This is a genomic window from Candidatus Chryseopegocella kryptomonas (assembly GCF_001536065.1).
Classification (GTDB): domain Bacteria; phylum Bacteroidota; class Ignavibacteria; order Kryptoniales; family Kryptoniaceae; genus Kryptonium; species Kryptonium kryptomonas.
Genome location: NZ_CZVW01000011.1, coordinates 36,047 through 60,786 on the forward strand (window position 1 = coordinate 36,047; position 24,740 = coordinate 60,786).

The following is a 24,740-nucleotide window of genomic DNA, read 5'->3' on the forward strand; positions in this document are numbered from 1 at the left end:
AATAACAAAAAATAATCTCAATGGACAGGGAATACCTTGAAAGGATAATTGAAGAACTTTTACTTGAAGTCAAGAAAACTTATCAACCGCCTGAAATTCCCGGTGGTGTTTGCGATCCAAGAGAACCCTGCGCCGGTTGTGGCTATTGTGTAGTTCATAAAAAAGAAGCAGTGAAAAATATAATTTCAAACGGAGCTGAAAGAATAAGCGCAACACTTGGTGTAACTGAACAAGGAGAAATTGACACAAATATCGCAAAACTAATTGACCACACACTGCTAAAACCAGAAGCAACTCCGAAGGATATTGAAAAACTTTGTCTTGAAGCAATACAATATCAATTTGCAAGCGTATGTGTAAATCCGTGCTATGTGAAACTTGCTTCAGAAATTTTGAAAGGAAGAAAAGTTAAAGTTTGCACTGTGATTGGATTTCCTTTAGGAGCAAATAGAACCGAGACAAAAGTTTTTGAAACAGAAAAAGCAATTGATGATGGGGCGCAGGAAGTTGATATGGTTATGAACATTGGAATGTTAAAAGGAGGATATTATGAGTATGTTGAGCAGGATATAAGAGCGGTTGTAAATGTCGCACATAAAAGAGATGTTCTCGTCAAAGTGATACTTGAAACAGCACTTTTAACAGATGAAGAAAAGGTGAAAGCGTGTCTTCTGGCAAAAAGAGCAAATGCTGATTTTGTTAAAACATCAACTGGTTTTAGCAAAGGTGGAGCAACAGCTGGAGATGTTGCGCTTATGCGAAGAGTCGTTGGAACTGCGATGGGTGTAAAAGCAAGCGGTGGGATAAGAAGTTATGAAGAAGCACTTCAAATGATAAAAAGCGGTGCAGACAGAATAGGAGCAAGCGCAAGTGTTAAAATTGTAACTGGAGCAAAACCTGAAACCTCAACAATATATTGAAAATGAAAGATGCAAAAATTTTTTCTCGTTTTAATTTCTTTTTTTCTCATTTCTTGCACTGGAGGAAAGGTTAGTGTAAAACCCGAAAAAATTTCAGAAGGAAATATCCCAAAGGATACACTTCAAACAGAGCCGAAGAAAATTTTTTCCGAACAATTTCACGAAGAAAGCACTGACACAGTTGTCATCCCCAAAAGAACTAAACAGGATAAAATTCCACAAATTATCATCGCACCAATAATTCTTCCCATCACAGCGCTTCCGGCTCAAATTCAAGAACAAAAAACAGAACCAGAAATTAAAAAACTTGAAACAAAAAAAGAACCTGAACCAAAACCTCAAACACCTCCACCAAAACCTGAAATAAAAGAAAAGAAAATAGAACCTCCAAAACTTGAAATAAAACCCGTTGAGCCACAAAAAATTCATAATTTCTTCATTCAAATTGGAGCTTTTGTAACGGAAAATTCAGCAATTGAACAATCCCAAAAGTTTCAGAAAATTTACCCGTCAAAAAATGTTCATATTTTCTTTGACTCAACATCGGGCTTTTACAAGGTGCAAATAAATGGTGTCCGTGATTCCACGGAATTGCTTCAAATTCTGTCTTCAATACAAGAAAATTTTCCAGATGCTTTCATAACATCAAACATCCCGATTCAAGTTAAAGAACAACCACAAAAGCAAAACATAAATTTTCAACCCGAGCAATCTCAAATAAAAATTCAACTCGGCGCTTACACAAAAATTTCAAAGGCGATGGAAATTAAAAATTATGTTGAGACAAAATTCAAAGTTAAATCAGATGTCATTGAAGATGGAAAACTTTTTAAAGTTGTAGCTTTTGTTGAAGGAAAAGATGAGATGACACTAAACGAGATAAAGTCAGAATTCCCAGACGCTTTTTTGATAAAATAAACTCTTGAAAAGATGATGAAAAGGTTAATCACCCTTTTTTTCTTAACAGCGATTTGCTTCGCGCAAAATAAGGACTCACTTTCTTATTATGAAAAACAATTTAACCCCGCAATTTACGATATAAAAGATTTGATTTTTCCGAAGAAATTTATCACCGATGAAGACGCACAAGTAATTTCTGGATATAGAGTTCAAATTCTTGTCACAACCCAACTTGACAGCGCAAATACCGTGCGAAATCTTGCACAGTCAATTCTTTCACAGTCAAATTTTCAATCTCAAAAGGTTTATATAATTTACGAACCGCCAAATTACAAAGTCAGAGTTGGTGATTTTGAGAAACTTGAAGAAGCAAGTTTAATGAGGAAATTTCTCGTTGAGAATGGTTTCAAATTTGCGTGGATAGTTAATGACAGGATAAAAAAGAGATAACTTTTAAAATCCCGCCATTTTTATATAATAACTTTCTTTTCTTCTCATTTTCAATTTTTCGCTCTTCGTTGAGTCATTATAACCCGCAAGATGCAAAAGTCCATGAGCAACTAAACGAGCAATTTCATTTTCAGTTGTGACTTTATAAACCTTTGCCTGCTCAATTGCCCTGTCAACGCTTATGTAAATTTCTGAGATTTTTTCATCGTCAAAATCATCTGATAAATCAAAAGAGATGACATCGGTTGGGTAATCGTGGTTTAAAAACTTTTTATTTATCTCGTGGATTGTTTTATCGTCAACAAAGATGATGTTAAGAGTTGAAAAGTTAAGTTTTTCCTCGTTTATTATGCTTTTGGCAAGTTTTAAAATTTTTGACTTCGGTAATTTAACTTTTTTGCTAAAATTTGCTATGTTAATTTCCGTCATTTTTTCCTTGGTCTCTTTTCAATTAAAAGTTCGCCAAGAGAGAGTGCAACGCTTGGAATCATAATCTCAGGTTCAAGTTTTGTGAAATCGGAATGGAGAAGTTCTTTGTCAAGGTTTGCATAAAAAGAGCAAGCGCCATTTTTTTCAACAATTAAACCCGAAATTTTTCCATTGTGTTCACCAAAGAATGTGACTTCACCAAGTAATTCGCTTGCGATATATCCAGTGCAGAAATGAAGCTGCATATATGTATGCGGAGTGTAAACAGCAACAAGCGTCCCCTTTTTTCTTCCAATTTTTATGTTGGGGTAAATTTCAAGTGTTGTTTTTCTGATGGAAAAAATGTATGAATTTTTTCTTTCTAAATCTGGGGATACACCCAGCACATCAGCAATTTTCATTGCATCTTTTTTTGTAAACTTCATTTCATAAACCAAATTTTGATTTTAAATTAAAAAACCCCAATTGCCTGCCACAAGGACAAAACAATTGGGGTTTGATATAATCACCTCATCCAGTTATGTCTGCCTTACAAGACAACGACATTAACAGCTTTGGGTCCCTTTGGTCCGTCAACAACTTCAAATTCAACAGTTGCCCCTTCTTCAAGGGTTTTGAAGCGCTTATCGGATTTAATCTCAGAGTAATGGACGAAAACCTCACGCCCATCCTCTGCTTCAATAAATCCGTAGCCCTTCTTGTTGTTGAACCATTTTACTTTACCGCGTGACATCTTACTACTACCTCCTAAATAAGTTTAACTGCTCAAGCAACCACCCATTTACGCACCCAGGAACTAATTTACTCGGGCGGTCGCTCTCGCTATTTTACCTGTTCCTGAGCGCAAAAAGTTATCTGCAATATAACAAATTAATTTGTCAATGTCAAATTAAAACTCGCCCCTTTTCAAAATCCTACCACCTGTTTTTCCAGTTAATTTTCCATTTTCAATTGTTAAAACACCATTAACCCATAAATAAACTACACCTTCAGCATACTGATGCGGATTTTCAAATGTCGCCTTGTCTTTGATTTTATTATAATCAAAAATCACTATATCAGCGTAATAACCCGGTCTTATCATTCCTCTATTAAAAAGTTTCAATCTCCAAGCTGGTAGCGATGTCATTTTTCTTATCGCCTCTTCAAGAGTTAAAATTCCAAGTTCCTTAACATATCTGGAAATTACTCTTGGAAAAGTTCCATAAGTTCTTGGATGAGGAAAACCCATCCCGGGCTTTGCTACGCCACCATCACTTGCATGCATTGTCCACGGGAAACGCATAATTCTTTGCAGATCATCTTCGTTTAAAGAGTGATAAATAGCCATTGCTCCACCATTTTGGACAATTTCAATTACAAGCTCAGCTGCATTTTCAAAATTCACTTCAAGTTTCCTTTCTTTTAAAATTTGTGCAAGTGTCTTGCCTTGATATTCGGGTTTCCATCTACAACTTCCAATTTGTATATTCGCTGGATCTCCGCTTCCACGATCGCTTTGCATATTTTCAATTATTGCCTGCTTTATCAAACTTCTCAACATGGGATTTTTTAATCTTTCTATCAAACTATCGTTTCCGCCTTCCATAGCCCAGTTTGGAATTAAAACAGTTATTCCAGTGTGAGTAGCTGTATAAGGATACTGATCAAGCGTGATATCAACACCTTCTTCTCTTGCCCTTTCTATTCTTAACAAAGTTTTTACGCTCATTCCCCAGTTACTTCGCCCTACGATTTTATGATGTGTAATTTGAACCGGGATTTTGGCTTTTTTACCTATTTCTATTGCTTCTTCAATTGCTTCCATGATTTTATTTGATTCACTTCTCATGTGTGTTATGTAAATTCCGCCATATTCACTTGCAACTTTACAAAGTTCAATAATTTCCTCTGTATCCGCAAACGAACCGGGCGGATAAATAAGTCCGGTTGAGATTCCAAATGCTCCTTCTTTCATTGCATCTTCAACGATCTTCTTCATTTTGTTAATTTCATCACGCGTGGCTTTTCTATTTTCCCAGCCCATAACTGAATCCCTTATACTTCCCTGTCCCACAAAAAATCCTATATTTGCACCAAGCTGCAATTTCCCGAATTCAGAAAATGCAACACTTAAAGGCAGTGGCGAAGAACCATCATTCCCTTCAATTACAGTAGTAACTCCCTGCCTTATAACATTTTCCATAGTTGGATCAAAAAGCAAGCCCCCGCGAGCGTGTGAGTGAATATCAATAAACCCGGGCGCAAGATAAAGCCCTTCTGCATTTATAAAATTCTTCGCTTTCTTCTTATCAAGTTTATAATCCACGGCAACAATCTTATCACCTTTGATAGCCACATCTCCGACAAACCACGGAGCCCCTGTTCCATCAATTATCTTAGCACCGTGAATTAAATAATCATACTCAAAATCCTGCCCATTAAGAAGTGATATAAGTAGGAATGGGAAAATTATTCGCAAAAACATATTTCACAAGTTTTTATGTTTGCGTAATTTCAATGCAAATAATACTTCAAAGAATTTGGCTCAACTTTGCATTCCTCTGCAATCAAAAGATTTGAAATTTTGCCAGCATCTCTTAACTCAAATAAACGAGGGACAAGTTTATCTCTCAACTCAATCGGCGTTATCGGATTTATGTAGATATTTGTTCCACCTTCAAATCCAGCTGGGACATTTATTCTCCACTTTATCAAAACATGCCAAGGCATCTTATAAACGGAGTCAAATGGGGTATAATACCATTCTTCGTTGCAAGGTATTTGGTTTCCCATAGCTGCGTGTATAGCGTGGACGAGATCGCTCATATCACGAAGTTCTTTTTCGCTTAATTCAAATGGTCTCCCGGCTTTTGACTTTGAATAAATTGATATAGTTGGAAAACGATGACCAAATCCAGCAAATGCGATTGCACTTTCATTTTCAGCAAAAACAAGATTATGATAACCCGCAAAATTAACAGCATATTCGTTATACACATTTGGATTTTCCCGCACCATTGCGATTTGTCTTTCAATTGTCGCACCCCAATCATCAAGCCCAACAAGTTGCTTGTGAAGATGATCAAATGATGCCCCAGCAGGTCTGAGCCAGTTCTGAAAAACTGCAATGTAGCGAACATAACGATTTGAACTCATTATATCAACCATCGCATCAATTGTGAATTTAAAATACCAGTAGTGTTCCTCCTGGGTCAATTCACCAGACGAACATAAATCACTTGTCCACTTTGCATTTTCAATGTAATGCCTGCGTGCAATTATAAGTTCATGACAACCTGCGAAGAAACTATCTGCAATTTTAAGCTTTTCATCCGTTGGCATCGCATTTATTTCATCCGGAGATTTCCCCATCATTCTCAATTTATAATGAACAAGGTCAATGACATGCTTCATTCCAGCAGGATTTTCAAGATAAGATTTTTTCCATTCCTCTTTGTCTTTTGACGGTCTATACTCATAATTTTTTCGCCAATAATCAAGAGTCACAATCTCAAACAAATTCCCAACCCTTCTAAATTCAGCGACACTGTCAAAGTATTTATCTGGAGATAAATAATCAATTTTTTTATAACTTCCATCTGCTAACTTAACAAGACGAGATTTTTCAGGCGGAACTTCATAATATCTCGTTTGGCAAAATGAACAATAATCCTCAGGTTGATGAACTTCAAGTGGTTTTGCGGTTTCGGGAATTTCGTTTGTAATTGGCTTATTATTTCTTCCGGGAACAGACCATACTTCGCTTTCCGTAAATGGATTAATCTGCTTGACTGTTCCATCTGGCATTATCAAATAAAGCGGTTTCATCATTTTCTAAAAGTTTTTTATCAATCACATCGCAAATTTAATTCCCAAACGATTAAAAAACAAATCAAAAGTGATTGATTTTCAAAGATTAATCAATTGGTTCGTTGCCTATCCCACGCCTTTTCATCAATCTTTCTATCTCCTCTATTGTCTTTGGAGCATCGGATGACAAAACCACACAACCTTTATCTGTAACAAGGACATCATCTTCAATCCTTACACCTATGTTCCAGTATTTAGGATCACAATCAGAGCCAGCGGGTATGTAAATTCCAGGTTCAATTGTTATAACCATATTTGGTTCAAGATTTCCAGGAATTCCGACATCGTGGACATCAAGCCCAAGATGATGTGTAACTCCGTGCATAAAATACTTTCCAACCTCATTTTTATCCTTTATTACCCCAAGTTTTAATAATCCATCAGCGATAACTTCCCTCGCTTTAAGTTGGAGGTCAATAAAGCTTGCACCTGGACGAACCATTTTGATTGTCTCTTCCTGGGCTTTTAAAACTATTTCGTAAATTTCCCTCTGTTCCTGTGTAAATTTTCCATTTGCCGGGATCGTTCTCGTGACATCAGCGCAATAGTTATGATATTCCGCCCCAATATCAACAACAATTAAATCACCATCCTTGATTTTTTTCCTGTTTGAGCTGTAATGCAAAATTACAGAATTTTCACCAGAGCCAATGATTGACGGAAAAGCTGGATATTCAGAACCAAGTTTAGTAAAAACATATTCAGCCAACGCTTGAATTTCATACTCATACATTCCCGGCTCACACGACATCATAATCTGACGATGTGCTTTAACAGTTATATTAACTGCTTTCTTGATAAGTTCTATCTCCTCGGGTTTCTTTATCATTCTCATTCTTGCAAGAATTGGCGTTGGATCAGAAAATTGCAATCTACTTCTTTGTGAGTTTAAAATTGATTCAAGCGTTTCAATAACCTCTTTAACATTCCCCTCATAGCAACCTGTTGGATACGGGAAATAAATAGTTTTAGCTCGTGATGCGAAAATAATTGTTCTTATCAAAGTTTTGAATTCATCAATTGGTAGTGCAAGTTGAAAACCAAGTTTTTCCGTCGCTCCTTTTGTTCCAAGTGTTCGCCCTGTCCAAACTTCACGAAGAGAATCTCGTTCTTTCAAAAATAAAACTTCACGAATTTTCAAATCCGACTTTACAGTGTCAAGCGTGATGTCATAGTATTTCCCCGTCGCTTTCCCAGCAAGTTTCAAAATAGATGGAGAAAATCCAGCTGGGACAAGAACAAGCACAGCGTCGGGCTCCTCCAGACCAGTGAGATAATAAAAGTTGTTGTCTTGTTTAAATCTGTATTCAACATCGTTTGAGCGTGTTTTTAAAGAGTTTGAATAAAAAATTGCAATCGCATCATTTCCAATTGCCGACATTAAACTTTCTCTGTTTGACTTGAAGAATGAAATCGGGAGCAAATCAAGATCCTGAGCAAAAATAGGAATTGAAATGAGAACGAGAAAAATGATTTTGAGATTTTTCATTTTGAAATTGATTTTAGTTTTTAACCGCAAACTTCTTTAAAAACTCTCAAAAAGTTTCCGCCAAGAATTTTTTTGATGTCCTCAACAGAATATCCACGTTTCAAAAGTTCTCTTGTGATATTAGGAAGAAATGTCACATCATCCATTTCAAGTGGTGTTATACTTATACCGTCAAAATCAGAGCCAATTCCGACATGGTCAACACCAACAAGTTTTGCGATATAATCAATGTGATCAATCAAGACTTCAAGAGGCGGACGCAATTCATTTGAAATTTTTCTCATAAGCTGTCTTCTTGCTTCACGATATGCTCTTTGATCGTGTTCGTAAAGAATTCTAATTGAATCAAATTGCGCTTTATACTTTTCTTCAATTTGTTTTCTCTTTGTTCCAAATGATGAATCAATATATTCAGCGTAAAAATTGACAAAGACAACCCCACCTGTTTGAGCAATTGCTTTTATTTGTTCATCTTTCAAATTTCTATAATGCGGGCATAGTTTATACACGCTTGAATGTGACGCTATAACTGGCTTTTTCGTTGTTTTTATCACATCCCAAAACGCTTGCTCACCAAGATGCGAGACATCAACTATCATCCCAAGCTCATTCATTTTTTGAACAACTTTTTTACCGAATTCACTTAATCCTTTCACTTTTAACTTTTCTGGATTTGTCGTCTCGTCAAAAGCAGAGCTTGCCCAATCAACGCTATTATTCCATGTTAAACCCAAATATCTAACGCCTCGCCTGTAAAGTTCTTCAAGTTTTTCAATGCTATTTTCAATTGCGTGTCCACCTTCAACTCCAATGATAGCGCAAATTTTTCCTTCTCTCAAAGCATTTCCAATTTCATCTGAATTTCTAACGATCGCAATTTTATCTTGATTTCTTTTTGCAATTGAATAAAGAGTGTCAATCATTTGATTTGCCCTTTTAAACGAGTTTTTTTCATACGCAACTGGATCAACCCAAACAGCAAAGACCTGAACATCAACGCCACCCTTTTTCAATCGGACAAGATCTGAATGCCCATTTTTTGTTTCAACTGTTATATCTTCACCCTCCATCGCTCTTAACAAAACATCGTTATGAGTGTCCGCAACGATCGCATCATAATGAAGTTTTAAATAATCAATTGGCTCAACTTTTGGATTTTCCCTTTGACCGCAGGCGAAGGAAAAAATTAAGAAAGAAGCAATTAAAATTTTACGCATCGTTTTCACTTTTTATTTTTTAGACAATTCCTTTGAAATCAAAGTTCTCAAGATAATAGACAACTCTTTCAAGAAATCTTCCGCCGAGTGCACCGTCAATTATGCGATGGTCAAATGTTAATGTCAAAAATGAAATTGAACGAATTGCGATAAAATCTTCATCATTTCTCGTTATCACAACGGGTCTTTTCTTAACAGCACCGACACCGAGAATTGCAACTTGAGGTTGATTTATAATTGGAGTTCCGATTATGTTTCCAAAAACTCCATAGTTCGTTATGCTGAATGTCCCGCCTTGAACATCATCGGGAGTTAATTTTTTAGCCCTTGCTCTTGTGACGATGTCGTTAATTGCTCTTGCAAGCCCAATGAAATTTTTCTCATCTGCATTTTTCACAACAGGAACAATTAAACCATAATCTGTTGCAACCGCAATTCCAAGATTTATAAATTTTTTGATGATGATTTTATCACCATCAACACTGCTGTTTATCATCGGAAAATCTTTTAAAGCCCTAACAACTGCATCAGCGATGAATGGAGTTAAAGTTAATTTGAAACCTTCCCTTTTTTGAAATTCATCCGAATTTTTCTCAATAAATGCCATTATCTCGGTCATATCACACTCGGAAATAGCAGAAACATGTGGCGATGTTCTAACACTGCGAACCATATGTTCAGCCATAGCTTTAAGGACATGGCTCATCTCTATGATTTCAACTTTTCCTTCAGGATCGGAAACCGGCTTTGCCTCTTCAATTTTTATCTCTTCAAATTCAATCGGTTTAACTTCAACTTTCTTTTTTCTCGTCTCAATGTAATTTAAAAGATCGTTTTTCGTTAACCTTCCGCCGTGACCTGTGCCGGGTATTTTTTCAAGCTCTTCAATTGAAATACCTTCACGCTTTGCAATTTCTCTCACAACAGGAGAATAAAATCTTTTCGCTCGTGCTGGAATTTCCTCAAGAACTGGACTTTCAATTTCTTTCTCAACCACTTTGATTTCCTCAACTTTTTCAACTGGCTTAACATCTACAAATTTTGGTGTGGTTTCAGTGACAGCTTCGGTTTCTATATATGCGATTACGGTTCCAACTGCAACAGTTTCGTTTTCTTTATATAAAATTTCTGTCAAGATTCCGCTCGCTGGCGATGGTATTTCAGTATCAACTTTGTCGGTGCTAATCTCAAGCAAAATTTCATCTTTTTGAACTCTATCACCGGGTTTTTTATGCCATTTTAAAATTGTTCCCTCTTGTAAACTTTCCCCCATTTTTGGCATTATGACCTCAACTTTCATAAATTTACCTCTTGATTTTGTTTTCACTTAAAGAAAGCGAACAAAATTCCAATCAAAGCTCCAACTTGCCCAATCCAGAAAATAAACATCCACCTTATCAACGACGCATAATGCGATAACATTTCAGCCCGCAATTTTGAAATTTCTTCTTTCATTTCAATGCGAAGTTTTACAACTTCATCAGTTATCATCTTCTCAAGCCGCGTGGTCTCATTGGTTATTTTCTGCTCTAATTTTGCCACCTCCTCGCCTATCATCTTTTCAAGCCGTGTGGTCTCGTTCGTTATTTTCTGATCCAACTTCGTCACCTCCTCGCTTATCACCTTCTCAAGCCGTGATGTCTCACTCGTTATTTTCTGTTCCAACTTTGTCACCTCTTCACCTATCATCTTCTCAAGCCGTGTGGTCTCGCTGGTTATTTTATTATCCAACTTCACAACTTCGTCTGTTATCTTTTGTTCAACTCGTGCGGTCTCATCAACTACTCTTTTCTCAATTAACACCCTTTCATCTGCAACTTTACTTGCAAATTTATCCATAGCAAGCTCAATTACATCCTCTTTTGTCCTTTGATAAACTTTGTTTAGCAACTCAACCAATGAATCCGACGCTTCATCGCCGAGCTTTTCTCTTAATGCCTTTGGAATTGTTATGACAAGCATATTTCCTCCAAATTAACTTTTTATGGCTCAATATCTTATTAACTCTTCAAGTGCTTTAACAATCCACTCCGTTTGAGGAAGTGCTGCTTCTTCAAGCGTAGGCGCATAAGGAATTCCGGGGACATCAAGCCCTGCTACTCTCTTAACAGGTGCATCAAGATACTCAAACGCTTCTTCTGAAATAATTGCGGAAATTTCCGCTCCAAATCCAGCTGTCAATGTATCTTCGTGGACGATTAAAACTCTGCTCGTTTTTTTAACAGAATTTAAAATTGTCTCCTTATCAAGAGGATTTATCGTTCTTATGTCAATGACTTCAATCTCAACCCCATATTTTTGCTCAACGATTTTAACAGCATCAAGCGATTTATAAACCATCAAACCCCAGGTTATTATCGTCGCATCTTTTCCGCTCTTTTTAACTTTCGCCTTGCCAAAAGGAAGAAGATAATTTTTATCTGGTTCTGGGGCCATCGCTTGCGGTGCTCTATACAGTGCTTTATGTTCAAGAAATAAAACAGGGTCTTCAATTCTACAAGCAGTTTTTAAAAGTCCTTTTGCATCGGCAGCGTTTGAAGGATAAGCGATGAAAATTCCCGGAAGATGTGCGAAAAATCCCTCTATATTTTGACTGTGATAATGTCCCCCGTGAATATATCCTCCAACTGGAACTCTTATAACAACCGGCGCTGACCAATGCCCGTTTGACCTGTATCTAAATGGAGCAAGTTCATCTCTTATCTGCATCATCGCAGGCCAGATATAATCTCCAAATTGAATTTCAACAACGGGTTTATAACCTTTAACCGCAAGCCCAATGGCTGTTCCAACGATACTTGCCTCAGCAAGTGGAGAGTTAAATGCTCTATTCTTTCCAAATCTATTTGTCAAACCTTTCGTCGCTGTAAAAACTCCACCCTTGGGATCTGCGATATCTTCACCATAAACGAGCATCTTCGGATTTAATTCCATTTCCTCGTGAAGTGCGTGATTTATCGCATCAACCATAACAATTGGATTCCCTGATGGAACACTTGCTTCATAATTTAATTTTCTCGTTTCCTCAGGTGCATAAATGTGAAGCATAACGGTTTCTGGTGAAGCGTAAGGTTTCTTTTCCGCATTTTCAACCGCAAGTTCAATCTCTTGATTTAATTCATCGTAAATTTTCTCAATTTCATCTTTCGTCAAAATTCCCTCATTAATCAGCAAATTTTCCATCTTCAAAATCGGATCATTCATTTTATCTCGTTCAAGTTCCTCAGGAGTTCTATATTTTCTGTGGTCGTCAGAAGAAGAGTGCGGAATTAATCTTACAACATTTGCAACGACCATCGTTGGACCAAGTCCCGAGCGAGCTCTTTCAACTGCTTTTTTCATTGTTTGATAACTTTGTATAAAATCTGTCCCATCAATTTCATATACTTCAAGACCAAAGAAACCCTGTCCGATTTTTGCAACCGAAGCGCCGGAAGTTTGTTCGTAAATTGGAACTGAGATGGCAAATCTATTATTTTGAATCACAAAGATAACAGGCAATTTATCTTTGCTTGCCCAATTTAACGCTTCGTGAAATTCACCTTCACTTGTTGAGCCATCTCCGCCAGAGACATAAACAACTTCATCTGTTCCATCTCTTACGCAACCCATCGCTGTTCCAACAGCTTGAAGATATTGCGTTCCTGTTGGGCTTGATTGAGTTATTATTCTCAATTCTTTTTTCCCAAAATGAGCAGGCATTTGTCTTCCACCCGTTGCGGGGCAATCAGCTCTACCGAAAACACTGTAAAAAAGTTCTTCAAGCGTAACACCAAGCTGATAAACAAAAGCCCAATCTCTGTAATAAGGGTAAGCCCAATCATATCCCGGACGTAGGGTCATTGCACTTGCAACTTGAATTGCTTCATGACCCGAAACCCCAATGTGAAAGAAAACCTTCCCCTGCTTTAACAATGTCATCGCTTTATTATCTATCTGTCTTGCGACATACATTGATTTCAAAGCTTGAATTAACACATCCGGCTTCAATTCAGCGGTTATTTCAACGCCTGGTTCAATTTCAAAATTACGATTGACCTGTTTGGTCGTATTCCTTGGCATGGCAAGTTTCAAATTTTGTTTTCTTTTATTTTAAAAAAATTCTCCATTCTTTTCAACAAGCTCTGTGGAATGCTCAACAAATTTAACCCCAAAAACACGCTCAAATTTTTCCTTTAAATTTAACTTAACCTCATCCATATCAACATCACACTTCAAAATTTCCTTCATTGATGTCATCTTAACATCTTTCAATCCACACGGAAAGATCAAATCAAAAAATTTCAAATCGGTATTAACATTCAAAGCAAACCCATGCATCGTGACCCAACGACTTACTTTTATCCCGATTGAAGCAATTTTCCCATCTTTGACCCATACACCGGTTAACCCAGTTTTTCTTTCCGCATCTATTCCGTAATCTTTAAGTGTTAAGATGATTACTTCTTCAAGTTTTCTCAAATAAGTATGGACATCAATTCCAAACTCATCAAGTTTAAAAATTGGATAACCAACGATTTGTCCCGGACCGTGATATGTGATTTTTCCGCCACGGTCAATTTGATAAATTTTTGCTCCGGCTTGTTCAAGGAAAAATTTGCTCACCTTCAAATCCTGTTCATCCCCCGCTTTACCTATCGTATAAACATGTTGATGCTCAACGAAAATTAACACATTTGGAATCTTCCCAATCGTGCGCAGGTTATGAAAATGCAGTTGCAAACTCCAAATTCTCTCATAATCCGCCAAACCCGGAATATCTATCAAAATCGCCTCCAAATCTTCAATTGCTGATTTGTTCTGAAATTTTTTAAAAATTAATAAATTTGCCCGAACAGACAAAATTCAACCCAAGCGAAAAATTTTAAAAACTTGCTTGACAATGAGCAACTTCTTTCATAATTTTGAAACAAAAATAAACCAAAACAGGTTAATAATTTTGAAAACAAAATTTGCTCTCTGAAAATTGACAAGCGTAATTATAATTGTCTTTTTCGCGTTCGTTTTTGTATTCCTTACCTGGGCTTTGATAAATCTGACGCAGAAAAAGAAAAAACTTCTACCTGAATACATAAACGGGAAACCAACGGTTGCTTTTTTCTGGACCGATGAACACAAATGCAGAGAAATGGAAAAATTTGTAAATGAATTAAAAGAAAATTTCAAAGGCAGTGTCAAGGTTTTAAATTTTAATGTGCTTAAAGATTATCAAATAGCCGAAAATTATCTGATTCTGAATGTTCCAACAGTGATTTTGTTTGACAGGGAAGGAAATCAAATTTTGAAAATAACCGAAACAAAAGATTTTGCAAAACTTGAATCAAAATTAAAAGAAATCATCTAACCAGGAGGTGAAATTAAATGCGAATTGGAATCTTAACAGGCGGTGGGGATTGCCCGGGTCTTAATGCTGCAATCAGGTCGGTTGTTCGCAAAGCACTTGCCTCTGGACACGAGACAATTGGAATAAGATACGGGTGGAAAGGTTTAATGACGCTTGACACCTTCACGCTTGATCTTAACAATATATCTGGAATCCTACCACGTGGCGGAACTATACTTGGTACATCCAGAACAAATCCATATAAACATCCCGACGGAGAGAAAGCAATTCTTGAAAATCTTGAAAAGGCAAAAATTGACGCACTTGTTGCAATCGGCGGTGAAGATACTTTAAGCGTTGCCTATAAACTCCACAAAGCTGGTGTCAATATCGTTGGAATTCCAAAAACAATTGATAACGATGTGCGTGGAACTGATTACTCCATCGGTTTTGATACTGCGGTGAACATTGCAACAGAGGCAATTGACAGAATTCACACAACAGCTGAAAGTCACAATCGCGTCGCTGTCGTTGAAGTTATGGGGAGACACACTGGCTGGATTGCGCTCTATTCAGGGCTTGCTGGTGGAGCTGATGTCATCTTAATTCCAGAGAAACCATTTGACATTGACCAAGTTTGCAAGATAATTGAAAAAAGACACGCCCGCGGAAAAAATTTCAGCATCGTTGTCGTTGCAGAAGGAGCTAAATTTAAAGTTGAAGAACATGTTGATAAAGATGGAACTTTGATCGTTCAAGATTTAAGAGTTGACGAATTCGGTCATGTTCGCCTTGGCGGAATTGGAAATCTTGTAGCTGACCAGATTGAAAAAAGAACTGGAATGGAAGCAAGAGCAACGATATTAGGACACATACAACGCGGTGGCTCGCCAACAGCATTTGATAGAATACTTGCAACAAGATTTGGTGTCAAAGCAGTTGAACTTATAAACGAAGGAAGATTTGGTGTGATGACAGCACTTCAAGGTAATGAAATCGTTGATGTTGAACTCTACGAAGTTGTCGGCGGATTGAAAACTGTTAACCCTGAATTATTTGAGATAGCAGAAGTGTTTTTCGGTTGAGGTTTTTGACTTGAAAAATTTAAGCGAGCAATTAACAATGTCTATAGATATAGCCCTCGTTCATCCATTATTTATTGAGAAGGATCCAGTTGAAAAGAAAATTATGACACCATATTTCCCCCTTGGTTTAATGTATCTTGCCTCTGTTTTGAGAGAAAATGGTTATGAGGTTGAACTCTTTGATTGCACATTTAGAAAAGATTTTGATGAGTTTGAAAATTTTATGAAAACAAAGAAACCAAAACTTGTTGGCATAACATCATTAATTACAATCCGAAGAAATGCTCTCATCATAGCAGACATCGCACACAGATATGGTGCAAAGGTAATTTTAGGAGGACCTGATCCAACTGCCCTACCAGAAAGATATTTGCTTTACAAAGGGACAAAAAATGAATTCCCTGTTGATGCGGTCGTATTTGATGAAGGTGAAATTACAATGCTTGAACTTGCAAATTTTTACTTCAAAAAAGATGACTTCCCAAATGATTTGATGGAAATTAAAGGATTAAGATTGAGAGATGATAATGGAAAAGTTATCTCAACTGGGAATAGAGAATTAATTCAGAATCTTGATTCAATTCCATTTCCAGCGCGTGATCTCGTTGATATGGACGATTATAGAAAAGCCTGGCGAAAGAAACATGGCTACTGGTCTCTTACCATAATAAACAGCAGAGGTTGTCCTTATCATTGCTCGTGGTGTCAGAAAGCTGTGTTTGGAAGAAAATACAGAATCCGCTCTCCGCAAAATTCAGCGCAGGAAATGAAACTTTTAAAAGAAGTTTACTCACCCGACTTCATAAGAGTTGTTGACGATATAACAGGCGTTCAAAAAAATTGGGTTTTAAAATGGAGTGAAGAAGTCATAAAAAGAGATGCGATCATACCTTTTGAATGCCTAACACGAGTAAATCTCGCCTCCGAGGATATGCTGAAAGCGTTAAAAGATATGGGATGTGAAAAAATTTATTTTGGAGCCGAATCAGGCTCGCAAAAAGTTCTCAACGCAATGGATAAAGGTATAACCGTTGAACAAATTTACAAAGCTTCGGAACTTTGCAAGAAGCTCGGAATCAAAACTTATTTTTTCATGATGGTTGGTTATCCGGGTGAAGATATTGAGGACATAAAACTTTCAATCAAACTTTTACGAGAAACACTCCCGGATGAATTCAGCACAACGATCGCTTATCCATTGCCGGGGACAAAGTTTTACGAACAGGTCAGAGACAGATTGATGTTTGAATCACAGGACTGGATGCTTGATTGGGATTATACAGCGGAGAATAAACTTTTATTCAAGCGTGAAAAATACAACACGACATTTTATCGTTGGGCAATTAGATGGATGAATAGAGAATGGAAAGATGCGTGGTATAAAGCCGGGAAGAAAGCAAATTTTTATGAAAAATTCAAAAACAAAATTGAACTTCAAATTTCAAAGTCAATTGTTAACTTTCTCGCTCACACTTCAAAATCAAATGTAGTTCAATTTCAGCCAGCTGAGGGAAGATAATGAGAAGATTCAGAATAAATAAAATTTTCTGGGACTCCTACGCTCCCGTTTACGATGAAAAGAAAAAGGATTTTGATTTATACCTGAGGCATAAAAATTTGAAAATTTTAAAATCATTTTTCTCATCTGGGCAAACTCTTCTTGAGATCGGTTGTGGAACTGGGACTGAATCAGTTGAAATGCTAAATTATGGCTGTAAACTTGTCTTAACAGATATCTCATTTGAAATGTTAAAAATTGCACGACGAAAAATCACAACGGTTGCAAACACGAGCGGAGATAATTTTCCCAAAGTTATAAATTTACCTGCTGAATATATTGACTCTTTCAAAATTCAATTTGACGGCGCTTATTCCTCATTCGGCGTTTTAAACTGCATAACCAACATAGAGAATTTTTTTCAAAAACTCCACAAAGTTTTGAAACCAAATTCTTATTTCATAACATCAATAATCAATCGCTGGTATTGGGGTGATTTTTTATTTTTCACACTTGGGATAACAAACTACTTGCGAAAAAGATTAAAAGGCTGGGGTTATATCTCGCTTGATGGGAAAGAATCCAACGCAGTCGCAAGATATTACTCAATTAACGACATAAGAAATTTTTCAAAAAATTTTTTCTCAATTGAAACCTGCTTTGCGCTCCCGTTTCTTTTACCCCCTGCTTATCTCAAACCAACCGAGCGTCTCCCTAAAAAAATTTTAAACGCACTTGATAAAGTTGAATCTATCATCTGGCATAGTTTCCCATTTAAATACTTTGGCGAACAAACCGTTATCGTTTTAAAAAGATTGTGAAACTCATCTATATAACCCATTAGCGTAAATATATTCCTCAACCTCAGCTGGAACAAGATATTTGATTGACTTTCCATTTCTAACTCTTTCCCTTATTGAAGATGCTGAAATTTCAATGTTTGGAACAGTTATAAACTCGGCAAATTTTGAAAACTCCGTATCTGGAATTGTGTAATTCGGGCGATTGAAAACGATAAGTTTTGCTTTTTTAACTATCTCGTATGGCTCTTTCCATGTGTGAAATTCTTTAAACTGATCAGCACCAATTAGAAGATAAAACTCATCTGTTTGAGATTCTCTGGTCAATTGATTTATCGTATCAATCGTATAGGAAACTCCACCACGTTTAATTTCAATATCGGAGACCTCAAAAAACGGATTATTTCTTATCGCAATTTTTACCATTTCAAATCTATGTTCGGGGCTTGCAATTTGAGAAAGATAACTTTTCTCCTGTTTATGAGGCGGGCTTGAACAGGGGATAAATATAACTTTGTCAAGTTTCACTTCTTCCCTTATACGCTCGGCAACTATCAAATGCCCAATATGAGGTGGATTAAATGTTCCACCGAAAATTCCAATTTTCATCAGTCAAAAACCGCTATCTTTCTTTTCTTCAAAAGATTCAAAATTGCTGACCTTGTTCTCTTGAAATCATCAGATTTTAAATCTTTCAAAATTGGCGAGTAAACTTTTTTAAGAGTTTCAATATCACGAGCATACTCAATCCTTTTCAACGGGACAAAGAGAACATCAAGATCATTTGTAAATTTCAAAATGTTAAGTTCGTCCGTTTCACTTTCTATCTTTGATAAGAATTTTTCGTGAAACTTTTTTACACCTATCAATCTGTTTGGATTGTCTCTGTAAATTGAGGTGACAACAACATCATATTTATGTGTCATAACTTCGTAAGCATTGTTTATCCACGGAACTGGGTAAATGAAACTTGCAACTTCAAGCAGAACAACAAACTTTCTCTCGTCGCTGAATGCTTTTGAAATGCTTTCAAGATAGATATTTCCATCTCCTTCAAAAACGAAAACTTTAACTCTCAAAGGGAAAACTTGAATCAAGAAGTCGCATGTTTTATAATCGTGAAAATAAACATAAACATTTGTGTTTCTGCTTTTTTGAACATAGTATTCGGCGATATCGTGGAGCATGGATTTGTAAATTTCAACTTTTTCCTCATACGAGAAGCAATCATCAACTTTCAAATCTTCTAATCTCGCTGGGATGATTACGAGAGCTTTTTCTGTCTGGAACATATTTCTTTACTTTTTATTTTCAAGTCATTGATAATATCGCATCCATCAAGCGTGCTGGATTCTGGCTTGAGATGATAAATTTCTCAACTTTTGTAAGTTTTTTAAATAAACTTTGACTTTGTTTTAATTCTTGCATTTCAATTTCAACCCCACCTTTGCTTGCGTAGACGATCGCAACAGTTCCAAAAGTGCCTCTCACACCCCACCCACCAAATTTTCTCCATAGATTTTCATCAATTAACTTGACACTTTTGATTTCAGATTTTCTTATTCTGAATTTTACCAATCTAAAAAACCCGATAAAAACCAAAAGTTCATTCCATTTTACAAGAACTGTCATCTTCCCGATAAAGCCAATCAGAAAAAGTTCAAAGATAATCACTCCGCCCAGCATAAGCCATAACGCTTCTCGCTTTTCAAACTCTGGATTAAATAAAGGAAGAGCGAAAATAATTGGAATCCAAGCAAATATCAGGAAATAAATCCATTTCGGGAGATATTGTTCCTCTTTGTATAAAAGTCCTGTTACTGTTTCCATAAAGTTATTCCTTTTGTTGTCAAGTTTCAAACATATTTCATTGCTGTTGCGAGGTCTTTATCACCGCGACCAGATAAATTGACAATTACAATTTCATCTTTTCTCATTTTCGGCGCGATTTTCATTGCGTAAGCGACAGCGTGAGCACTTTCAAGAGCAGGTATTATCCCTTCAAGTTTTGAGAGCAAACGAAATGCCTCAATTGCTTCATCATCCGTTGCAATTGTATATTCAACAAGCCCTGCATCTTTAAGAAAGGAATGCTCAGGTCCAACGCCAGGATAATCAAGTCCAGCGGAAATTGAATGTGTGTTAAGTACTTGTCCATCCTCATCTTGCAAAAGATATTGCATAGCGCCGTGTAAAACCCCGGGCTTTCCAGCAGTCAAAGACGCAGAATGTAATCCCGTGTCAAGACCTTTCCCACCTGCTTCAACTCCGATTAACTTAACATTCGGCACATGCTCAATAAATGGATAAAAAATCCCGATTGAATTGCTTCCACCACCAACGCAGGCAATTATTACATCTGGGAGTTTCCCTTCAATTTCAAGAATCTGTTTCTTCGTTTCCTTTCCAATTACACTTTGAAAATCCCTCACCATCATCGGGTAAGGATGCATTCCGACGACAGAGCCGATCATGTAGAAAGTAGTTTTAACATTTGTCACCCAATCACGAATTGCCTCGTTTATCGCTTCTTTTAGAGTTTTACTTCCAGATGCTGCGACGGGTCTTACATCCGCACCAAGCAATTTCATCCTGTAAACATTCATTTCCTGCCTTTTCATATCTTCCTCACCCATATAAATTACACACTCAAAATCAAAAAGCGCACAAACTGTTGCAACTGCAACTCCGTGCTGACCTGCACCGGTTTCTGCAATTATTCTTCTTTTTCCCATTCTCTTCGCAAGAAGTGCTTGACCAATTGTGTTGTTTATTTTGTGTGCCCCCGTGTGGCACAAATCTTCCCTCTTTAAGTAAATTTTTGCTCCACCAAGATACTCGCTCAATCTACGTGCTAAGTAAAGTGGCGTAGGACGTCCAACATAATTTTTAAGATAATAATCAAACTCCTCCTGAAAACTCTTATCATCTCGCAACTTCAAATACCACCGCTCAAGCTCCTCAACCGCTGGAACTAATGTTTCAGGAATAAATTTACCACCGTAAATCCCAAAATATCCTCTTGAATCTGGAAGATTTAATTTCATATCATAACACTCTTTGCGTTTTCAATGAATTTCTTAATCTTCTCAAAATTTTTCTTCCCCGGAAAATCTTCAACACCACTTGACACATCAACAGCGTAAGGTTTAACTTTCAAAATTGCATCCTTAACATTTTCAGAATTTAATCCACCCGATAAAATCACTTTATATTTTTCGCTCAAACCAACAATTTTATCCCAGTTAAATGTCTTCCCCGTTCCACCAAATTCACCATCAATGAAAGTGTCAAAATGAACATAATCAACATCGTAATTTTGCAAAATTTTTTCAGAGAAGTTATCCCCGACTTTGAAAGATTTAACAACTTTAACATAACTTTTTAATTTTTCGCATACATCCGGGCTCTCATCCCCACTTAATTGCACAACATCAATCATCGTCTGATCAATTATTCGTTTAATTTCTTCAACATCATTATTGACAAAGACACCAACGCAAAGGGCAAATGACGAAACCTCACGAATTATTTCAGCGGATTTTTCCGGCTCAATATACCTTTTGCTTCCTTTGTAAAATACAAACCCAAGCATATCAGCTCCTGATTCAACAGAGTTTATCGCATCTTCAAAATTTGTGATACCACATATTTTTACAAGAACCGACATTGATTAATCCCGTTTTAATTTTTACCAAGCAATTCAAAAATTTTCCCGACTTTATCATTTGATCTCATCAAAGATTCACCGACGAGAATTGCATTAAAACCAGCATCAATTAACTTCAAAACATCGTTTTTGTCCTTAATTCCACTTTCACTTACTTTTATCACATCTGGCGGAAAAAGAGAAGAAAATTCAATTGACCTTGAAATGTCAACTTCAAGTGTTTCAAGATCACGATTGTTAACCCCGATTATCTTTGGATAAGGCGAGACCTTAAGAGCTCTTGCTATATCGTGACGATCAAAAACTTCAACTAAAACCTCAAGCCCAATTTCACCAGCAATTGACAGATAATCTTCAAGTTGAACATCATCAATCAATCTTACAATTAGCAAAATTGCATCCGCACCGATATATTTCGCTTCGTAAATTTGATACTCATCAATTATAAAATCTTTTCTTAACACAGGGATTTTAACGCTGTTTTTGACTTGTGAGAGATGCTGTTTTTTCCCGCCGAAAAATTCAAAATCCGTAAGAACAGAAATTGCACTTGCGCCCGCTTTTTCATATTGTTTTGCAATTTCAACCGGTTCAAATCCATCAACGCTCAAATTTCCAGATGAAGGAGAAAATTTCTTTATCTCCGCAATTATTTTAATTCCATCTCCGTTGCTCAAAGCATGTGCAAAGTTTCTATGCTCATAATTTAAAACATCAACTAACTTCTTCAAATCTTTCAAAGGCAAAATTTCTTTTGTGCGTTCAATTTCTTTGACCTTGCTTTCAACTATTTTTTTAAGCGTGCTCACTTTTTTGACCCTGTTATTTTTAATTCAATGATTTTTCTGTTCGTTTTTTTCAAAACCTCAAAATAAAAATCGCCAAACTTTATTTTTTCACCTTCTTCAGGAATTCTACCTGCAAGTTTTGAAACAAAACCACCAAGACTTTCATAATCCGTTCCCTCTGGAATATCAACATTAAATTTCTTGTTGAAATCACTCACTTGCATACTTGCATCAACGACTATTGAACCATCTTTCAAAATTTCATAATTTTTCTCAACTTTATCATACTCATCGTGTATCTCTCCGACAATTTCTTCAAGTATATCTTCAAGCGTTACAATCCCCTCAAAACCGCCGAACTCATCAACTACGATTGCCATATGAATTTTATTTTTCTGCAACTCCCTCAAAAGTTCGCTTATCTTCTTCGTCTCTGGGACGAAATAAGCAGGTCTTACAAGGTCATATAAAACAAACAAGTTTGGCTCTTCAATGTAATTTATCAAATCCTTCGCATAAACTATGCCGATTATATTGTCAATCGTGTCTTTATAAACTGGCAGGCGAGAATAACCTTCATTCAAAACGACTTTGACAACTTTTTCTCTTGGCGCATTCACATCAAGAGCGACAACCTTTGTTCTCGGTATCATTATCTCACGAACAGTTTTATCGTTGAATTCAAGGACATTTTTCAAAAGTTGATTTTCGTCTGGTGTTTCATCTTGCTTAACATTTCTCATCAAAAACTCAAATTCATGTCTTACAAAATTAACACTTTTTGGAGCAAACTTTGCTACATATATCTCTGGGATAAAGCTTAAAATCTTGAAGAGCAAAAAACTTAACACGAGAATCGGCTCAAAAAGTTTAATAAAAAATTCTGGCTCCCTTTCAACAAGATGATAAGTTAAACGAACGATGTAAAGTAAAATAGGCACAAATAAAATCAAGAGCAGAAAGATATTTTTCCTTCCATTAATCCATGCACCAAGGATTAAAAAGCCGAAAATTACGGGCAAAAATTTCAAAATTGCGAAAGAAAGGGAAAAATAACCCGCCGATTTCCTGAACTTTTCAATTTTGCTGGCGATTGAACTTCTTAACCTTTCAACATCTTCAAGCGAAATGATCGCAAATTCAAGAATTGACGCAGATATACCAAACAAAATTAACGATATTGAAATCAAAAGAGACATAAAATTTGGCTAAAATTTATGGGTTTGAAAATTTATTCGTCAGTTCAATTAAATCTTCAAGTTTTTTCTTTGCTTTGCCAGAATCTATCGCTTCTTTTGCCATTTCAATTCCTTCGGAAATTGAATCAGCAAGCCCAGAGACATAAATCGCAGCTCCAGAATTTAAAAGCACGACATCTCTTTGCGGTCCTTTTTCACCTTCAAGAAGTCGCTTTATAATTCCAGCATTAGTTTTTGCATCTCCACCGAGAATTAAATTTATGTCCCATCTTTTTAATCCAAAATCTTCTGGTGAAATCTCGTAAGTTTTTATCTCCCCATTTTTCAACTCGCTTATTTTCGTATGCCCAGAAATTGAAATTTCATCAATCCCACCTGCGCCGTGAACGACAAGAGCATGTTTTGAACCGAGTTCCTTTAAAACATTTGCAATTTTTTCGGTTAAATTTTCAGCAAAGACACCAAGCAGTTGTCTTTTTGCACCAGCTGGATTTGTGAGCGGTCCAAGTATGTTGAAAATCGTCCTAATTCCCAGAGATTGTCTCACAGGACCTGCATATTTCATTGAAGTGTGATAAAGCGGTGCAAAGATAAAAGCAAGACCAATTTCTTCAAGGCAAATTTTTGCTTGCTCGGGCGTAAGTTCAATTTTAACGCCAAGTTCCCTTAACACATCAGCACTGCCACATTTACTTGAAACTGCTCTATTTCCATGTTTTGCAACTTTTACACCAACCGCACTTGCAACTATTGCCGACGCAGTGGATATATTAAAAGTCCCAACCTCATCTCCACCAGTCCCACATGTGTCAATTAAATTATCATCTTGAAATTCAATTCTCAAAGATTTCTCTATCATTGCCTTTGCACATCCTGCGATCTCATGAGCGCTCTCCCCTTTCATTCGCAAACCGACAAGAAAACCAGCAATTTGCGCATGATCCGCTTCTCCATTCATTATCTGACGCATCGCAAAGTATGATTCCTCAAATGTTAAATCCTGCTTTTGAACGAGTTTTGCAATTGCATTTTTTATCATAAAACTTGAAACTTTTTGTAAAAAATTTACTGCTTGTGCGTTAAATTATCAAATTTTTTCAGCGCAACCTCAACTCAATTT

The 24,740-nt window shown here is 36.5% G+C and carries 26 protein-coding genes; 7 read left to right on the plus strand and 19 right to left on the minus strand.

All coding sequences use genetic code 11. The annotated features are described in order from the left end of the window. Positions 1–239 precede the first annotated feature (239 nt). Genes deoC through AWW83_RS05915 form a run of 3 tightly spaced genes read left to right on the plus strand, consistent with a single transcriptional unit; the run spans position 240 to position 2,270 of the window. Positions 240–920 carry a deoxyribose-phosphate aldolase gene (gene deoC, locus AWW83_RS05905; protein WP_234697264.1) on the plus strand — a complete coding sequence of 227 codons (681 nt, stop codon included), beginning with the start codon at positions 240–242 and terminating at the stop codon, positions 918–920. A gap of 9 nt (positions 921–929) precedes the next feature. Further along, positions 930–1,838, plus strand: a complete 909-nt coding sequence (locus AWW83_RS05910) for an SPOR domain-containing protein (protein ID WP_092349908.1) — start codon at positions 930–932, stop codon at positions 1,836–1,838. A 12-nt stretch (positions 1,839–1,850) separates the two neighbouring features. Beyond that, a complete protein-coding gene (locus AWW83_RS05915) occupies positions 1,851–2,270 on the plus strand; it encodes an SPOR domain-containing protein (RefSeq protein ID WP_143713903.1) in 420 nt (139 codons plus the stop codon). Between the two features lie 3 nt (positions 2,271–2,273). Here the strand turns inward: AWW83_RS05915 and ybeY are convergent, their stop codons facing one another. The 11 genes from ybeY to lipB form a co-directional block, all read right to left on the minus strand. Continuing rightward, on the minus strand, positions 2,274–2,699 hold the full coding sequence (gene ybeY / locus AWW83_RS05920; protein ID WP_092349912.1) for an rRNA maturation RNase YbeY: 426 nt from the start codon (positions 2,697–2,699) through the stop codon (positions 2,274–2,276). After that, the gene (locus tag AWW83_RS05925; protein ID WP_092349914.1) at positions 2,696–3,124 is read right to left on the minus strand and encodes a hypothetical protein; all 429 of its coding nucleotides are present in this window, start codon (positions 3,122–3,124) and stop codon (positions 2,696–2,698) included. Before AWW83_RS05925 ends, ybeY begins: the two co-directional genes overlap by 4 nt. A 104-nt stretch (positions 3,125–3,228) precedes the next feature. Beyond that, on the minus strand, positions 3,229–3,432 hold the full coding sequence (locus tag AWW83_RS05930) for a cold-shock protein (protein ID WP_092349916.1): 204 nt from the start codon (positions 3,430–3,432) through the stop codon (positions 3,229–3,231). 156 nt (positions 3,433–3,588) lie between these two features. Next, positions 3,589–5,166, minus strand: coding sequence for an N-acyl-D-amino-acid deacylase family protein (locus AWW83_RS05935; protein ID WP_092349917.1), 1,578 nt, complete (start codon positions 5,164–5,166; stop codon positions 3,589–3,591). Between the two features lie 29 nt (positions 5,167–5,195). Beyond that, entirely contained in the window at positions 5,196–6,512 is a 1,317-nt protein-coding gene (locus AWW83_RS05940; RefSeq protein ID WP_092349919.1) for a DUF4921 family protein, read from the minus strand. Positions 6,513–6,597: 85 nt separating this feature from the next. Next, positions 6,598–8,040: an aminopeptidase P N-terminal domain-containing protein gene (locus AWW83_RS05945; RefSeq protein WP_092349921.1), complete on the minus strand. Its 1,443-nt coding sequence runs from the start codon at positions 8,038–8,040 to the stop codon at positions 6,598–6,600. A 20-nt stretch (positions 8,041–8,060) separates the two neighbouring features. Beyond that, entirely contained in the window at positions 8,061–9,257 is a 1,197-nt protein-coding gene (locus AWW83_RS05950) for a dipeptidase (RefSeq protein ID WP_092349923.1), read from the minus strand. 19 nt (positions 9,258–9,276) lie between these two features. After that, entirely contained in the window at positions 9,277–10,557 is a 1,281-nt protein-coding gene (locus tag AWW83_RS05955) for a dihydrolipoamide acetyltransferase family protein (protein ID WP_092349925.1), read from the minus strand. Positions 10,558–10,580: 23 nt separating this feature from the next. Next, positions 10,581–11,219 carry an LA_3696 family protein gene (locus tag AWW83_RS05960; RefSeq protein WP_092349927.1) on the minus strand — a complete coding sequence of 213 codons (639 nt, stop codon included), beginning with the start codon at positions 11,217–11,219 and terminating at the stop codon, positions 10,581–10,583. A 27-nt stretch (positions 11,220–11,246) separates the two neighbouring features. Continuing rightward, positions 11,247–13,319 carry an alpha-ketoacid dehydrogenase subunit alpha/beta gene (locus AWW83_RS05965; RefSeq protein WP_092349929.1) on the minus strand — a complete coding sequence of 691 codons (2,073 nt, stop codon included), beginning with the start codon at positions 13,317–13,319 and terminating at the stop codon, positions 11,247–11,249. Between the two features lie 30 nt (positions 13,320–13,349). Next, positions 13,350–14,099 (minus strand): lipoyl(octanoyl) transferase LipB, encoded by a 750-nt coding sequence (gene lipB, locus AWW83_RS05970; RefSeq protein ID WP_268761461.1) that lies wholly within the window; start codon positions 14,097–14,099, stop codon positions 13,350–13,352. A gap of 184 nt (positions 14,100–14,283) precedes the next feature. Here lipB and AWW83_RS05975 point away from each other — a divergent pair, with 184 nt between their 5' ends. From AWW83_RS05975 to AWW83_RS05990, 4 genes are read left to right on the plus strand one after another with little or no spacing between them, the layout of a single operon-like run. Continuing rightward, on the plus strand, positions 14,284–14,601 hold the full coding sequence (locus AWW83_RS05975; protein ID WP_234697263.1) for a thioredoxin family protein: 318 nt from the start codon (positions 14,284–14,286) through the stop codon (positions 14,599–14,601). A 17-nt stretch (positions 14,602–14,618) separates the two neighbouring features. Beyond that, the gene (locus AWW83_RS05980) at positions 14,619–15,665 is read left to right on the plus strand and encodes a 6-phosphofructokinase (protein ID WP_092349935.1); all 1,047 of its coding nucleotides are present in this window, start codon (positions 14,619–14,621) and stop codon (positions 15,663–15,665) included. A gap of 37 nt (positions 15,666–15,702) precedes the next feature. Continuing rightward, a complete protein-coding gene (locus AWW83_RS05985; protein ID WP_092349937.1) occupies positions 15,703–17,184 on the plus strand; it encodes a B12-binding domain-containing radical SAM protein in 1,482 nt (493 codons plus the stop codon). Beyond that, positions 17,184–17,984, plus strand: a complete 801-nt coding sequence (locus tag AWW83_RS05990; protein ID WP_092349939.1) for a class I SAM-dependent methyltransferase — start codon at positions 17,184–17,186, stop codon at positions 17,982–17,984. Before AWW83_RS05985 ends, AWW83_RS05990 begins: the two co-directional genes overlap by 1 nt. 3 nt (positions 17,985–17,987) lie before the next feature. Here AWW83_RS05990 and nadD read toward each other — a convergent pair whose 3' ends face one another. From nadD to trpD, 8 genes are read right to left on the minus strand one after another with little or no spacing between them, the layout of a single operon-like run. Further along, a complete protein-coding gene (gene nadD / locus AWW83_RS05995) occupies positions 17,988–18,572 on the minus strand; it encodes a nicotinate-nucleotide adenylyltransferase (protein ID WP_092349941.1) in 585 nt (194 codons plus the stop codon). Continuing rightward, positions 18,572–19,255 (minus strand): hypothetical protein, encoded by a 684-nt coding sequence (locus AWW83_RS06000; protein WP_092349943.1) that lies wholly within the window; start codon positions 19,253–19,255, stop codon positions 18,572–18,574. Before AWW83_RS06000 ends, nadD begins: the two co-directional genes overlap by 1 nt. A 19-nt stretch (positions 19,256–19,274) precedes the next feature. Then, positions 19,275–19,793 (minus strand): hypothetical protein, encoded by a 519-nt coding sequence (locus AWW83_RS06005; protein ID WP_092349945.1) that lies wholly within the window; start codon positions 19,791–19,793, stop codon positions 19,275–19,277. Between the two features lie 26 nt (positions 19,794–19,819). Then, a complete protein-coding gene (gene trpB / locus AWW83_RS06010; RefSeq protein ID WP_092349947.1) occupies positions 19,820–21,010 on the minus strand; it encodes a tryptophan synthase subunit beta in 1,191 nt (396 codons plus the stop codon). Continuing rightward, on the minus strand, positions 21,007–21,633 hold the full coding sequence (locus AWW83_RS06015) for a phosphoribosylanthranilate isomerase (RefSeq protein WP_092349949.1): 627 nt from the start codon (positions 21,631–21,633) through the stop codon (positions 21,007–21,009). Before AWW83_RS06015 ends, trpB begins: the two co-directional genes overlap by 4 nt. Positions 21,634–21,647: 14 nt before the next feature. Continuing rightward, a complete protein-coding gene (gene trpC / locus AWW83_RS06020) occupies positions 21,648–22,442 on the minus strand; it encodes an indole-3-glycerol phosphate synthase TrpC (RefSeq protein WP_092349951.1) in 795 nt (264 codons plus the stop codon). Continuing rightward, positions 22,439–23,620 carry a hemolysin family protein gene (locus AWW83_RS06025; protein ID WP_092349953.1) on the minus strand — a complete coding sequence of 394 codons (1,182 nt, stop codon included), beginning with the start codon at positions 23,618–23,620 and terminating at the stop codon, positions 22,439–22,441. Before AWW83_RS06025 ends, trpC begins: the two co-directional genes overlap by 4 nt. A gap of 16 nt (positions 23,621–23,636) precedes the next feature. Further along, positions 23,637–24,659: an anthranilate phosphoribosyltransferase gene (gene trpD / locus AWW83_RS06030; RefSeq protein ID WP_092349955.1), complete on the minus strand. Its 1,023-nt coding sequence runs from the start codon at positions 24,657–24,659 to the stop codon at positions 23,637–23,639. Positions 24,660–24,740 lie beyond the last annotated feature (81 nt).

Coding starts and splice junctions, on each gene's coding strand:
- AWW83_RS05910 (WP_092349908.1), top strand. CDS start 930: ATGCAAAAATTTTTTCTCGTTTTAATTTCTTTTTTTCTCATTTCTTGC.
- AWW83_RS05915 (WP_143713903.1), top strand. CDS start 1,851: ATGATGAAAAGGTTAATCACCCTTTTTTTCTTAACAGCGATTTGCTTC.
- ybeY (WP_092349912.1), bottom strand. CDS start 2,699: ATGACGGAAATTAACATAGCAAATTTTAGCAAAAAAGTTAAATTACCG.
- AWW83_RS05925 (WP_092349914.1), bottom strand. CDS start 3,124: ATGAAGTTTACAAAAAAAGATGCAATGAAAATTGCTGATGTGCTGGGT.
- AWW83_RS05930 (WP_092349916.1), bottom strand. CDS start 3,432: ATGTCACGCGGTAAAGTAAAATGGTTCAACAACAAGAAGGGCTACGGA.
- AWW83_RS05935 (WP_092349917.1), bottom strand. CDS start 5,166: ATGTTTTTGCGAATAATTTTCCCATTCCTACTTATATCACTTCTTAAT.
- AWW83_RS05940 (WP_092349919.1), bottom strand. CDS start 6,512: ATGATGAAACCGCTTTATTTGATAATGCCAGATGGAACAGTCAAGCAG.
- AWW83_RS05945 (WP_092349921.1), bottom strand. CDS start 8,040: ATGAAAAATCTCAAAATCATTTTTCTCGTTCTCATTTCAATTCCTATT.
- AWW83_RS05950 (WP_092349923.1), bottom strand. CDS start 9,257: ATGCGTAAAATTTTAATTGCTTCTTTCTTAATTTTTTCCTTCGCCTGC.
- AWW83_RS05955 (WP_092349925.1), bottom strand. CDS start 10,557: ATGAAAGTTGAGGTCATAATGCCAAAAATGGGGGAAAGTTTACAAGAG.
- AWW83_RS05960 (WP_092349927.1), bottom strand. CDS start 11,219: ATGCTTGTCATAACAATTCCAAAGGCATTAAGAGAAAAGCTCGGCGAT.
- AWW83_RS05965 (WP_092349929.1), bottom strand. CDS start 13,319: ATGCCAAGGAATACGACCAAACAGGTCAATCGTAATTTTGAAATTGAA.
- AWW83_RS05980 (WP_092349935.1), top strand. CDS start 14,619: ATGCGAATTGGAATCTTAACAGGCGGTGGGGATTGCCCGGGTCTTAAT.
- AWW83_RS05985 (WP_092349937.1), top strand. CDS start 15,703: ATGTCTATAGATATAGCCCTCGTTCATCCATTATTTATTGAGAAGGAT.
- AWW83_RS05990 (WP_092349939.1), top strand. CDS start 17,184: ATGAGAAGATTCAGAATAAATAAAATTTTCTGGGACTCCTACGCTCCC.
- nadD (WP_092349941.1), bottom strand. CDS start 18,572: ATGAAAATTGGAATTTTCGGTGGAACATTTAATCCACCTCATATTGGG.
- AWW83_RS06000 (WP_092349943.1), bottom strand. CDS start 19,255: ATGTTCCAGACAGAAAAAGCTCTCGTAATCATCCCAGCGAGATTAGAA.
- AWW83_RS06005 (WP_092349945.1), bottom strand. CDS start 19,793: ATGGAAACAGTAACAGGACTTTTATACAAAGAGGAACAATATCTCCCG.
- trpB (WP_092349947.1), bottom strand. CDS start 21,010: ATGAAATTAAATCTTCCAGATTCAAGAGGATATTTTGGGATTTACGGT.
- AWW83_RS06015 (WP_092349949.1), bottom strand. CDS start 21,633: ATGTCGGTTCTTGTAAAAATATGTGGTATCACAAATTTTGAAGATGCG.
- AWW83_RS06025 (WP_092349953.1), bottom strand. CDS start 23,620: ATGTCTCTTTTGATTTCAATATCGTTAATTTTGTTTGGTATATCTGCG.
- trpD (WP_092349955.1), bottom strand. CDS start 24,659: ATGATAAAAAATGCAATTGCAAAACTCGTTCAAAAGCAGGATTTAACA.